Below are 12671 nucleotides of genomic sequence, written 5' to 3' on the forward strand. Positions count from 1 at the left end.
ATTTATCGTAGCTTTTCAGAAAGATTAACAGAGTTTTTAACAAAATTTGTTTAAAAGCTAAAAATTCTTTAATTTCCAAGAGATTTAAAGTTCAAGGAATTTCTTTCTAATAACCTCTCTGATTCTTTCATCAGAGGGGTCAGGTTCTGATAAAAATAACTCTATTAGTCTTACTGAATTATTAGAAAGACAATTTGGACATTTATCTTGAATATGAATAGCAAAACAATCCATGCAAAAAAGAGCTAATCTGAAAGGAATTAGACATTTACCAAACTTTTGTCTTATTGTGCATTTTTCTTCAATTTCATATATTTTTGTTTTTTCCATAAGCTATTATATACCAAAATTGGCAATATAAATAAAAAAATTTTTTTCCAATTTAAAAAATTTTTAATAAAAATCAGATGATAATTATCACTAAAAACAGACTTGCCATTAAAATTTTTCTGATTTTATTACATCCAAGATATCTTTCAAAACTTTTCCAGCACTGTCATAAAATATAATTTCTGCGATCCAGTCCCACTCTGTCTGGACTTTGTTGATGAAAATAAGTTTCGCACCATTTTGGTAAGCAATTCTTGGAATTGAGGCTGCGGGTTCAACCTGAAGAGATGTGCCGATAACAAACATGATATCACATTTATTTGCAATTTGTTGAGCCATAAGGAGTTCTTTTTCAGGCATAGGTTCTCCGAAAAATACAATTGTTGGTTTTATAATACCTCCACAAACTTCGCATCTTAAATCAAGTTCCTGTTCTTTGAGCATTTTCAGAACTTCCTCAAGAGGATAAACTTTTTCGCAATCAAGGCATATATATCCTCTCTGATTTCCGTGAAGTTCAATAACACTTTTATTACCAGCCATCTGATGAAGTCCGTCAATATTCTGAGTTATTACATATTTGAGAAGCCCTCTTTTTTCAAGCTCTGCGAGCGCATTATGAGCATTATTTGGTTTTGCATTGATAATTTCCTGAATCAGTTCTCTTTTCATTTTCCAAAATTCATTTCTTGCTTTTCTATCAATGATAAATTCCTGATAAGTTACGATTCTAAATCTTTGCCATAAACCATTCGGACTGCGAAAATCAGGTATTCCAGATTCTGTAGAAATTCCTGCGCCAGTAAAGGCAACAGAGTATGTTGATTTTTTTATGAGTTCATAGGTTTTACTAATTTTTTCGTGGTAAGAAATGTCCATGTTTTTTGAAAATATCAGAAAGAAAATTTTCTGTCAAGCTTTTAAACTGTAAGTTTCATTCCGAGTTTTAACATTTTTTCTTTTATTTTGAATATCTTATCTCGTATCTCTGCTGCTTTTTCAAATTCAAGATTCTCTGCTGCGTGCTTCATTTCCTGTTCAAGTTTTTTAATTGTTTCTTCATTTAGTTCATATTCTTCTGCTTCTTCTTTAACTACATCTACTGTTACATAATCTTTTTCATAGATTGATGATAAAATGTCTTTTATTTTGCTTTTTACGGTTTCTGGAGATATTCCGTTCTTTTTGTTATACTTCATCTGAATTTCACGTCTTCTTTCAGTTTCTTCAATTGCTTTTTTCATTGAATCTGTTACTGTATCAGCATAAAATATAACAGTTCCATTTATATTTCTGGATGCTCTGCCTGCTGTTTGAATTAATGACCTTTCAGAGCGAAGAAAACCTTCTTTGTCAGCATCAAATATGGCAACTAAGGATACTTCAGGAAGGTCAAGTCCTTCTCTAAGAAGATTAACTCCTATAAGCACATCAAACTTTCCAAGCCTTAAATCCTTTAGTATTTCAACTCTTTCAAGAGTGTCAATATCTGAATGGAGATACTTGGCTTTTATGCCAACAGTTGTGTAGTAATCAGTCAGGTCTTCAGCCATTTTTTTTGTGATTGTGGTTACTAAAACTCTTTCACCTCTGCTTACCCTTTTATGAATTTCTTCAAGTAGGTCTTCAACCTGATTTGTAGCAGGACGAACCTCAATCTTAGGGTCAACAAGTCCAGTTGGTCTGATAATCTGTTCAACAATCCTTCCCCCTGATTTTTCAATCTCATAGTCTCCTGGTGTTGCGGATACATAAATTACGTAATTCATTCTATGTTCAAACTCTTTAAATGTAAGAGGTCTGTTATCAAGAGCAGAGGGAAGCCTAAATCCATATTCTACAAGTGTCTGCTTACGGGAACGGTCTCCTTCATACATTCCTCCAATCTGAGGCACAGTAACATGGCTTTCATCAATAACTGTAAGAAAGTCTCCCTTTGATGGTCCAGCGTAAATATAATCAATCAATGTAAAGGGAGGTTCTCCAGGAAGTCTGCCGCTAAGGTGCCTTGAGTAGTTTTCTATTCCGTGGCAGTGTCCGAACTGACTCAAAAGCTCCATGTCAAAACGGGTCCTCTTTTCAATTCGTTCTGCAAAAAGCTCTTCACCTCTTTCTTTGAAATATTTAATTCTCTCTTGCAGTTCCTCTTCTATAGTCTCAAGAGCTTTTTTAAGTCTTGGTTCAGGAGTTACCCAGTGGCTATTTGGTGGAATAAATATTCTTTGTAGCCTTTTTTGCCTGCTTCCTGTAAGAGGGTCAATTTCATAAATAGCATCAATCTCATCATCAAAAAACTCAACCCTGTAAGCTTTGTCAAGGCAGTGTGATGCGAATATATCAACCACATCTCCTCTAACCCTAAAAGCGCCCCTTCTAAATTCCTCTTCTGCTCTTATATAAAGTATTTCAACAAGCTTTTTTAGCATAGCATCTCTTTCTGTTTTCATTCCTTCCTCAAGTGTTACATGCATTGACATATAGTCATCGGGAGAGCCAATTCCATAAATGCAGGAGACAGAAGCAACCACTATTACATCTTGTCTTGTAAGTACAGATAAAGTTGCAGAATGCCTCATTCTATCAATATCATCATTAATTAAGGCATCCTTTTCAATATAAGTGTCTGTTTCAGGAATATAGGCTTCGGGTTGGTAGTAGTCATAGTAACTAACATAATATTCCACTGCATTATAGGGAAAAAGTTCCTTTAATTCTCCATAAAGTTGAGCAGCGAGGGTTTTATTGTGGGCAATGACAAGTGTAGGCTTATTTACCTTTTCAATTACATTGGCAATAGTAAAAGTTTTCCCTGAACCAGTAACACCAAGCAAAACCTGATGTTTATAACCTTTTTTAATTCCTTCAACAAGTTGCTTTATTGCTTTTGGCTGATCTCCCTTTGGTTTAAAGGAGGTGTAAATTTTAAAATTTCCCATTGTTGATTTTTTACTTTAACAGACCTTCTATTAATGGTTTGATAATTGGTAGTTTGTTTTTAATAACATCCCAGACAATTTCATAATCTATGCCAAAGTAAAAATGTGCAATCTTATCCCTCATCTTTGCCATATATTTCCAAGGAATTTCTTTTGAGTTTTCTGTTAAATCCTTAGATAATTTTTTAGTAGATTCTCCTATGATATGAATTTGCCATAAAATTGCACTTTTTGTTTTTTCATCTTCAATAAATCTTTTAAAATCAATATCTTGAATAAAATTTTCTATGAGATTTATAGCAGTGAGGATATCCCGAATAAATAATTCATTTTCTTTTCTCATAAAAATATAGCTTCTTTCATAACTTTTTTCTTTATTTCTTCTCTTATCGCTGAAAGCCTGACAAGATCAATTTTTCTTTTTAGAATTTTTTGCAAATACTCCTCTAAATCAATAAGTAAAAAAATATCAGGAGTTTGATCAAAATCTACTAAAATATCAATATCACTTTTTTTATTCGCTATTCCTTTTGCCCATGAACCAAAAATAGCGATTTTATTTATATTAAATCTAAGTACAATTTCTTTTTTGTGTTTAGCTATGGTTGATTTAATATCATCTAATGATTTCATTTTATTTACTGAAGTAATTTTGCTGCTTTTTTTGCAAAATATGTAAGAATTATATCTGCTCCTGCTCTTTTTATTGCTGTAAGGATTTCCATCATAACTGCTTCTTCATTAAGCCAGCCAAGCTGAGCTGCGGCTTTTACCATTGAATATTCACCACTTACATTATAGGCTGCAACAGGAACATTAAAGTTTTTCTTTACATCAGAGATTATGTCAAGATATGCCAGAGCTGGCTTAACCATGACAATATCTGCTCCTTCCTCTATATCAAGAGCAACTTCTTTCAATGCTTCTCTACGATTTGCAGGGTCCATCTGATAACTGCGTCTGTCACCAAAAGCTGGAGTGGATTGCGCAGCCTCTCTGAAAGGACCATAAAAGGAAGATGCATATTTTGCTGCATAAGATAGAATTATTACATCAGAGAATCCCTCTTCATCAAGAACTTTGCGAATTCTTCCTATTCTTCCATCCATCATATCTGAGGGAGCAACAATATCAGCACCTGCTCTTGCATGAGAGAGAGCTTCAAGAGCTAAAATTTCAAGGGTTGAATCATTATCTATTTTCCCATTTTTTATAATTCCACAATGACCATGAGAAGTGTATTCACAGAGACAGACATCTGTCACCACAATTAAGTCTGGCAAAGCATCTTTTATAGCTTTTATAGCTTGCTGAACAACTCCTTTTTCATCATAGGCAGAGGAGGCTTTTTCGTCTTTATGTTCAGGTATTCCAAAGAGAATTATTGCAGGTATTCCAAGTGAAAATACTTCTTTTGCTGTTTTTACTGCCTCATCTATGCTTTCCTGAAAACATTCAGGCATTGAAGATATGGGATTTTTAACCTTCTTCCCAGGTACAACAAACATTGGATAAATAAAATCCTGAGGAGTGAGGGTGGTTTCCCTCACCATTTTTCTCAGGATATCTGTTCTTCTTAATCTTCTTGGGCGATGAATTGGAAACATCGCTTATACGCCGCAGGAACCTCCACAACCAGGTCCGCAAGAAGGCATTGGTCCTTTAAGTATGAATCCTTCCTGCTCTTCATCCTCATAGTAATCAAGCTCAAGCTCGCTTAAGAGATCAAAGGTCTGTTTATCCATATAAACCTTTAATCCATCTTTTTCTACTACTTCATCTCCTTCCTGAGGATTTTCATCAATATCAAGGCCAAATGATGGACTACAATATCCTTCAGCTGAGAATATTCTTAAGCCCCAACCTTCTTTTCCCTCGTTTTTGAGGATTAATTTTGCCTTTTCGGCTGCTTTTTCACTGATACTAAACACAGCTACCTCCTAAAAATTTTTTCTAACTTCAGAATAGCAGTTTTTTTTAATAATTTGCAAGAAAAAAATTAATTGGATAAAATACAACTATGCAATCACTTGAAAACAAAAAAATAGTTAGAGTTAAACAAAATGATATCACTGAAGTTGATGATATAATAGCTGTTGAGAAAAAAATAAAAGTCTATGTAAATAATGAAGAGATTGTATCCCTGTCTGCTTCTCCTTGTCAAATTAGAGAACTTGTTGTTGGTTTCCTTATGACAGAGGGGATTCTAAAAGGAGATTGGTGTCCTGAGAAAATAATGATTGAAGAAAATGAGAAACAGATTAAAGTTGTAGTTGAACTTGAAGGTCATGTTTGTCTTGATGGTAAAACAATTACATCAGGTTGTATGGCAGCAGTAAGTTTTCTTAATGATGTAAAAGAAACAATCAATGACCATTTAAAAATTAACGCATCTGCTTTGTTTAATCTTTTCAGACATTTTCAGGAAAAATCAATTCTATATAGAACTACAGGATGTATTCATGCAGCAGCGATAGCAGATGAAAATGAAATTTTATTCATAGCAGAAGATGTGGGAAGGCACAATGCAGTTGATAAAATAATAGGATGGACATTGCTTAACAGAGTCTCATTTAAGGGCAAAATAATGCTTGTAAGCGGACGAATCTCCTCTGAAATGGCATTAAAAACAGCGAAGTGGAAGATTCCTTTAATAGTAAGCAGAACAGCGCCTACGTCTCTTGCAATTGAATTTGCAGAAAAAGCAGGGTTAACCCTAATTGGCTTTCTGAGAGGGCAAAGATTTAATATATACAGTCATCCAGAAAGAATAGTTTTCTAAGTTGTACTACTCGGACAGATATCACTTAATGGACAGATTTTATGATTTGGTGCTTTAGCTTTGCAGATTTCTCTTCCAAGCATTATAAGAAGATGAGAGAGTTTTCCCCAATACTTACGAGGAGTTATTTCCATCAAATCTTGTTCAATTTTATCGGGATCTGTATTTTCTGTTAAGCCAAGTAGTTTTGATATTCTTTTTACATGGGTATCAACTGCGATTCCTTCATTTATTCCAAAAACATTCCATAACACAATATTTGCTGTTTTTCTTCCAACACCTGGGAGTGTAACTAATTCATTCATTGTTTTAGGTACCTGTCCATTAAATTCTTCAATTAATTTCTTTGCAAGATTCTTTATGTATTTTGCTTTGTTTTTATAGAAATTTATGCTTTTTATATCATTTTCAAGTTCTGTTAGAGAAACATTTGCATAATCATCAGCTGTTTGATATTTTTTGAATAAATTTTCAGTAACTTTGTTTACATTTATATCTGTAGTCTGTGCAGAAAGTATTGTTGCAACAACTAAATCAAGAGCAGAGTTAAAATTAAGTGCTGTTTTTACATTCGGATATCTTTTATCAAGCCTTTTAATTATTTCTAAAACTTTTTCTTTTTTATCCATTTTATTCTCCTCCAATTTTTAAAACTTTTGCGCCTTTTATTTTTCTTTCTTTTATATCTTTGAGTGCTTTATTAGCATCTTCAAAAGAATATATTTCAATCTCAGGCTTTATTGGTATTTGTGAGGCAATTTTAAGAAATTCTTCAATATCTTTTCTTGTAACATTAGCCACTGATTTGATTTCTTTTTCAAGCCATAAATCTTTCTGATAATCAATATTTAAGAATTCATTTTTATCAATTTCTTCTTTCCTTATCGCATTTATTACAAGCCTTCCAGCAGGTTTAAGATGTTTAAGAACTTTAATAGGCGGTTTCCACACGGGAGTAGTATCAATTGCTGAATTTAATTTTTCTGGTGGTGTTTCATCAAAATCCCCTGTCCAGTATGCACCGAGTTTCATAGAAAGCTGTCTTTCTGACAATGTTCTTGAAAATACAAAAACTTTTGAATCTGGATACAAATATTTTATCATTTTTAAGACAAGATGCCCTGATGCGCCAAAACCAATAAGTCCAATGTTTTGTTTATTTTCAACTTTTGCAAGCATCAAAGACCTATACCCAATTGCTCCTGCACAGAAAAGAGGAGCCGCCTCTTCATTTGCAAAATTTTCTGGAATAGGGAAAGCAAAATCTTCATGAATTTTGAAATACTCTGCATATCCACCGTGAGCATCTTTACCTGTTGCTTTAAAGTCTTTGCAAAGATTTTCCAGCCCTTTTAAACAATACTCACATTTACCACAGGCTGAATAAATCCAGCCTACACCTGCTCTATCTCCAACTTTAAATTTCTTTACAGCACTTCCGACTTTTACAACCTCTCCTACAATCTGATGCCCTGGAATAACAGGAAAAAATGCCGGCATTGCTCTACCTTCTATTTCGTCCAACTCTGTATGACAGACTCCGCAAGCATGAATTTTGATTAATATTTCTTTATAATCTGGGAAAGGAATATCCATTTCCAAAAGTCTCAATGGCTCATTTATTTTGGCAATGACCCATGCTTTCATAAAGATATTATATACCATGCGTTCAATAACTGTGTTGGCATTTTTGACCCTCAGGGTAAAAAATGCCTGTTTTTTTGACAGGCAACACTGTTCAAATAAAGATTTAAGGTAATTTTTATTGTGGCATGGATTTTGTTTATTTGTTTTGAAAATTAAAAGTAAGGAGGAATCTTATGAACCCCAAGATATTGATAATCAGTATAACAAAAGATATTAATAAATTTCTTGCTTTTAACATCGGTGTTTTAATGCTGATTTTGTCTTTTATTTTCATAATCGGGGGTTATGAGAAAAAGGAATTTATTTTAGCTATTTCTTTAGCAGGAATAAGTTCATTAACAGTAAATTTATTGAGCGCAAAAATTATGAAAAGAAAAATGGAGAAAATAATACATTATTCTTTTGAAAAAGTTGAAACTCAGTTATATTTTGATGAATTGACATCGGTTTATAATAGAACAACTGGAATAAATAGGTTAATGGAAGAAATGGCAAGATCAAAGAGACATAAGCAGCATTTGTCAGTAGCAATGCTTGATATAGATAATTTTAAATCTATAAATGATAATTACGGACATTTAGCAGGAGACAGGGTTTTAAACCATATTGCTTTACAGATTAAAAATCTTTTAAGAGCAAGTGATGTAGTTTCAAGATATGGAGGCGAAGAATTTTTGATAATACTACCTGAAACAGATGAAATAAAAGCATTTATGGCACTTGAAAGGGTTAGAGAAAACATAGCAAGAAGACCAGTTAAAATAGGAAATGGGAAGCTTAATATAACTGTAAGTATTGGTATAACAGAGGTGGATATAAATGATAGCTCAACAGATGCTATACAGAGAGCTGACTTAGCTCTTCTTAAAGCAAAAAGAGATGGTAAGAATAGGATTGAAATAGCTCCAAAGTATATAAATACCATGGATTAGGCGGTCATGAATATCTCTGTCTTGCCTTTCCAGAAATTCTCCAAAGAAGCTCTTGTTTTAGGATGTAGACTTAAATTTTTATCTTCCTGTAAAAGTTGTTCTGCTTCATTTCTTGCAATTTCAAGAAGAGACTGATCTTTAATTAAATCAGCAACTTTCAGATCAGGCATTCCTGATTGTTTAACTCCAAAAAGTTCACCCGGTCCTCTTATTTTCATATCTTCTTCTGCTATTTTAAAACCATCAGAGTAGTTTACAATTGCTCTAAGTCTTAATTTAGCTTCTTCTGTTAATTTATAAGGCAATAATATGCATTTTGAAGGTCTTAGACCTCTCCCCACTCTTCCTCTTAGTTGATGCAACTGGGCAAGTCCGAATCTTTCTGCATGTATAATTATCATTAAAGTAGCATTAGGAACATCTACACCAACTTCAATAACTGTGGTTGCAACAAGTATATGAATATCACCATTACGAAACTCTTTCATTATTTCTTCTCGCTGTTTAGCTGACATTTTTCCATGTATTAGCGCAACTTTGTATTGAGGGAAGAGTTTTTTTAAACCTTCGTATCCTTGAGTTGCTGATTTTAAATCCATTGCCTCAGATTCTTCTATTAAAGGATATACAACATAGACCTGTCCTCCAGAGCTAACTTCTTCAGCAATCATTTTATAAATGATTTTTTTATTTTCAGGTTCAATGACTTTTGTTAAAATTGGTTTTCTTCCAGCAGGAAGTTCATCAAGTATTGAGTAATCAAGGTCTCCATAAACTGTAAGTGCCATTGTTCTTGGAATTGGAGTTGCTGTCATTACAAGGGTATCTGGATTCAGTCCTTTCTTTTTTAGCATTGCTCTTTGAATTACTCCAAATCTATGTTGTTCATCTATGACAACAATACCTAAATTTTTAAAATGAATATCTTCTTGTATTAATGCATGAGTGCCAATAATGAGATTTACAGCACCAGAACATATGAGATTAGAATGTTTATTATAGGATGATGTGTAAATTAAAGTATTGATAGGCAGTCCTTTAAGCAGTGAAGAGATATTCAGATAGTGTTGTTCTGCAAGTATTTCTGTTGGTGCCATCAAAGCTGCTTGATATCCACACTCTATAGCAGCAAGCATTGCTGCCACAGCAACAACTGTTTTTCCAGAACCTACATCTCCTTGAAGTAGTCTATTCATAGGAATCGGTTTTTTCATATCCTCTAAAATTTCATTTATTACCTTTTGTTGTGCTGATGTTAGTTTAAAAGGAAGATTTTCAAGGAATTTTTTTAGCAAGTCGCCTTCTGGGTTGAAAGAAATACCTTTTTCGCAGATTCTATTTTGTTTTATTAGAAGAATGCCGAGTTGAAGAAAAAATAATTCATCAAAAATTATTCTTTTATGAAAATCAGAAGTTTTTTCATTTAAAAGTTTGATATCCGCATTGTTAGGAGGCAGATGCACAAATTTAATAGCTTCTTTGAGAGTTGGAAGCTTTAATTTGTTTATCAGATTTTCAGGTAAGTGCTCTTCTATATGCGGAATAGCAAATTCTACAGCAGTCTGCATTATTGATTGCATCTGTTTCTGTGATAAACCTTCAGTAAGTCTGTATATGGGGACAATTTCTTGGGTTTGAGAATTTAAAGTTTGTTCTACTAATTCATATTCTGGATTGAGAATTTCTAAATAATTTCCTCTATAATCAATCTGAACTTTTCCAAAAAGTTTTAGTTTCTTTTTTTCTTTCAAAATTTTTTTTAGATAATTTTGATTAAACCATTTTGCTTTTAGGAAACCTGTTCCATCTGAAATTATTGCTTCAATTATAGATAGATTTGTTTTTGTTCTTATTTCATTAATCTGAACTACAGAGCCTTCTGCAGTTATGATTTCTCCAGGTTTTATCTCAAAAATGCTTTTTTTATTTCTTCTGTCTTCATATTGAGAAGGTAGATAGTATAAGGCTTCTTTAACTGTTTCTATACCTATTTTTTTAAGAAGGTTAGCTTTTTTAGGACCTACACCTTTTAAATACTGGATGGGAAGGTTTAAGCCTTGAACATTCATTTATTTTAGTCATTTACCTGCTTCTGATTGGTTTCTTTAAAAGCTCTCTCTGTTTCTTTATGTTTCATTTGATTGTATTCTGACTCACTCAATACATCAATGCTCCAGCCTGTTAGTCTTGAAGCAAGTCTAACATTCTGTCCTTTTTTACCAATTGCTAAAGAGAGTTGATCATTTTCAACAACAACAACTGCTGTTTTCTCATTTTCATTTATACCTACCTTGAGCACAGTTGCCGGAGTAAGAGCTTTTGCAATAAAAAAACTCATATCATCACTGTAAGGAATTATATCAATCCTTTCACCTTTTAACTCTCTGACAACAGCCTGAACTCTTGTTCCTTTCATACCAACGCATGCTCCAACAGGGTCTACTGAAGGGTCTTTTGATGAAGCCGCTATTTTGGTTCTTTCTCCTGGGTCCCTTGCAATGGTTTTTATTTCTACTATTCCATCCTGAATCTCAGGAACTTCAAGAGTGAATAATCCTACTACAAAGTTTGGATGTGTTCTTGAAAGTTTTATTATAGGTTCTTTTGGTGTCTGTTTTACTTCAAATATATATGCTTTTACTATATCTCCTCTTTTTAAATTATCCTGTGGCAGCACCTCTTTATCTGGCAGAATTGCTTCTGCCTTACCTACAAGTATATAGAAATTCCCTTTTTCTTTTCTTAATACTGTTCCGCTAACTATATTACCGACTTTATCTTTAAACTCTTCAAAAATCTGTGACCTTTCAATTTCCCTTATTTTCTGAAAAAGCACATGTTTTGCAGTCTGAACAGCAATTCTTCCAAAATCCTGAATTGATAAAGGAACTTCAACTGTATCTCCGATTCCTTTATCAATATATTTTTGTTTTACTTCTTCTATTGAAATTTCAGATGCTGAATCTTTTACTTCTTCTACTACTTTTTTTATTTCAAAGATATTAATGTCAAAAGTTTGAGGTTCAATTTTTATTTTTATTGAAGATTTATTTCCATATTTCTTCCTTATAGCTGAAATTAGAGCTGTCTCAAGAAGCTCTATCACAGCATCTTTGGTAATTCCCTTTTCTCTCATTATTTGTTCTACTAAAAATTTAAGCTCTTTCCCCATAAAATTATCCTAAATAAACCTGTGCTTTGATGATTTTATTAAAAGGTATAAATAAAAGTTCAGTTTTACCTTTTTTCTTGCTTCCTTTGATCTTTGTTTCCTGAATTTCTATTCTTACCCAGTCATCTCCCACATCAACAATTTTCCCTATAAAAAAAGTGTTATCAGCTATTTTTTCTTTTGTGGTAATTTTCACATCTCTGCCTATATTTCTTAAAAAATCTTTTTTATTTTTAAGTGGTCTGTCAATTCCAGGAGAAGAAACTTCAAGAGTATAGGAGCTTTTTATCGGATCTTCAACATCAAGTATAGCCTCTATAGCTCTTGAAAAATTTTCACAATCCTTTATAGTGACACCTCCTTCTTTATCAATAAAAATTCTTAAAGTTAATCCTTTACCTCCTGGATATATTTCCACATTAACTATTTCCACTCCTTCCTGTTCGCCAACTATATTGGCATAATCGGTTATTTTGTCTTTTAATTCTTTAATATTCATGCTTTCCCCGATTACTCAAAATAAAAGAGTGGGAAAGCCCACTCTTTCGGAAAGTTTAACATTTTTGAATAATTTAAAGCAACACCAGGAATAATCCCAGTGTTGCTTTGTTTGTATCCTGCTAAATTATTTTTTCTTCTCAGCAGGCTTTTCAGGAGCTTTTTCAGGAGCCTTTGGAGCCTCAGGAGCCTTTGGAGCTTCAGGAGCTTTTGGAGCCTCAGGAGCTTTTTCAGGAGCTGCTGGTGCTGGTGCAGGAGCTGGTGCTGGTGCCTCTGGCTTCTTTGGTTCCTCAGCCTTTTTGCATCCTAATGCGAAGCTAAAGGATACCATGAGAATTAAAGAAAGTACTAATGCCAATATTTTTTTCATCTTC

At 33.2% G+C, this 12671-nt stretch carries 15 protein-coding genes; 2 read left to right on the forward strand and 13 right to left on the reverse strand.

Translation table 11 applies throughout. The features are described 5' to 3' along the window. Positions 1 to 84: 84 nt before the first annotated feature. From THEYE_RS03405 to THEYE_RS03435, 7 genes are all read right to left on the reverse strand, one after another. Entirely contained in the window at positions 85 to 330 is a 246-nt protein-coding gene (locus tag THEYE_RS03405) for a hypothetical protein (protein WP_012546710.1), read from the reverse strand. A gap of 108 nt (positions 331 to 438) precedes the next feature. Next, positions 439 to 1209, reverse strand: a complete 771-nt coding sequence (locus THEYE_RS03410) for an NAD-dependent deacylase (protein WP_012545809.1) — start codon at positions 1207 to 1209, stop codon at positions 439 to 441. Between the two features lie 41 nt (positions 1210 to 1250). After that, the gene (gene uvrB / locus THEYE_RS03415) at positions 1251 to 3266 is read right to left on the reverse strand and encodes an excinuclease ABC subunit UvrB (RefSeq protein ID WP_012545956.1); all 2016 of its coding nucleotides are present in this window, start codon (positions 3264 to 3266) and stop codon (positions 1251 to 1253) included. Between the two features lie 10 nt (positions 3267 to 3276). After that, positions 3277 to 3609 carry a HepT-like ribonuclease domain-containing protein gene (locus tag THEYE_RS03420; protein WP_012545111.1) on the reverse strand — a complete coding sequence of 111 codons (333 nt, stop codon included), beginning with the start codon at positions 3607 to 3609 and terminating at the stop codon, positions 3277 to 3279. Further along, positions 3606 to 3899, reverse strand: a complete 294-nt coding sequence (locus tag THEYE_RS03425) for a nucleotidyltransferase family protein (protein ID WP_012545396.1) — start codon at positions 3897 to 3899, stop codon at positions 3606 to 3608. The genes THEYE_RS03420 and THEYE_RS03425 overlap by 4 nt, the downstream gene beginning before the upstream one ends. Before the next feature lie 5 nt (positions 3900 to 3904). Beyond that, a complete protein-coding gene (gene hemB, locus THEYE_RS03430) occupies positions 3905 to 4873 on the reverse strand; it encodes a porphobilinogen synthase (RefSeq protein WP_012546067.1) in 969 nt (322 codons plus the stop codon). 3 nt (positions 4874 to 4876) lie between these two features. Next, positions 4877 to 5197: a HesB/IscA family protein gene (locus THEYE_RS03435; RefSeq protein ID WP_012545650.1), complete on the reverse strand. Its 321-nt coding sequence runs from the start codon at positions 5195 to 5197 to the stop codon at positions 4877 to 4879. 89 nt (positions 5198 to 5286) lie between these two features. Here THEYE_RS03435 and fdhD point away from each other — a divergent pair, with 89 nt between their 5' ends. Then, the gene (fdhD, locus tag THEYE_RS03440; protein ID WP_012546799.1) at positions 5287 to 6048 is read left to right on the forward strand and encodes a formate dehydrogenase accessory sulfurtransferase FdhD; all 762 of its coding nucleotides are present in this window, start codon (positions 5287 to 5289) and stop codon (positions 6046 to 6048) included. Here the strand turns inward: fdhD and nth are convergent. Together nth and THEYE_RS03450 are read right to left on the reverse strand one after the other, a co-directional pair. Beyond that, the gene (nth, locus tag THEYE_RS03445) at positions 6045 to 6677 is read right to left on the reverse strand and encodes an endonuclease III (RefSeq protein ID WP_012546206.1); all 633 of its coding nucleotides are present in this window, start codon (positions 6675 to 6677) and stop codon (positions 6045 to 6047) included. The genes fdhD and nth overlap by 4 nt on opposite strands. A gap of 1 nt (position 6678) precedes the next feature. Next, positions 6679 to 7695, reverse strand: coding sequence for a zinc-dependent alcohol dehydrogenase family protein (locus tag THEYE_RS03450; protein ID WP_012546129.1), 1017 nt, complete (start codon positions 7693 to 7695; stop codon positions 6679 to 6681). A 173-nt stretch (positions 7696 to 7868) separates the two neighbouring features. Here THEYE_RS03450 and THEYE_RS03455 point away from each other — a divergent pair, with 173 nt between their 5' ends. Continuing rightward, positions 7869 to 8627, forward strand: a complete 759-nt coding sequence (locus THEYE_RS03455; protein ID WP_012546596.1) for a GGDEF domain-containing protein — start codon at positions 7869 to 7871, stop codon at positions 8625 to 8627. Here THEYE_RS03455 and recG read toward each other — a convergent pair. From recG to THEYE_RS03475, 4 genes are all read right to left on the reverse strand, one after another. Continuing rightward, positions 8624 to 10696 carry an ATP-dependent DNA helicase RecG gene (gene recG, locus THEYE_RS03460; RefSeq protein ID WP_012545417.1) on the reverse strand — a complete coding sequence of 691 codons (2073 nt, stop codon included), beginning with the start codon at positions 10694 to 10696 and terminating at the stop codon, positions 8624 to 8626. The two genes, THEYE_RS03455 and recG, sit on opposite strands and share 4 nt — an antisense overlap. A gap of 5 nt (positions 10697 to 10701) precedes the next feature. Beyond that, the gene (gene nusA, locus THEYE_RS03465; RefSeq protein WP_012546178.1) at positions 10702 to 11799 is read right to left on the reverse strand and encodes a transcription termination factor NusA; all 1098 of its coding nucleotides are present in this window, start codon (positions 11797 to 11799) and stop codon (positions 10702 to 10704) included. 4 nt (positions 11800 to 11803) lie between these two features. Then, a complete protein-coding gene (locus tag THEYE_RS10545; RefSeq protein ID WP_012545395.1) occupies positions 11804 to 12298 on the reverse strand; it encodes a ribosome maturation factor RimP in 495 nt (164 codons plus the stop codon). Between the two features lie 126 nt (positions 12299 to 12424). Next, positions 12425 to 12667, reverse strand: coding sequence for a lipoprotein (locus THEYE_RS03475; RefSeq protein WP_012546039.1), 243 nt, complete (start codon positions 12665 to 12667; stop codon positions 12425 to 12427). Positions 12668 to 12671: the final 4 nt, after the last annotated feature.

The organism is Thermodesulfovibrio yellowstonii DSM 11347, from assembly GCF_000020985.1.
Classification (GTDB): domain Bacteria; phylum Nitrospirota; class Thermodesulfovibrionia; order Thermodesulfovibrionales; family Thermodesulfovibrionaceae; genus Thermodesulfovibrio; species Thermodesulfovibrio yellowstonii.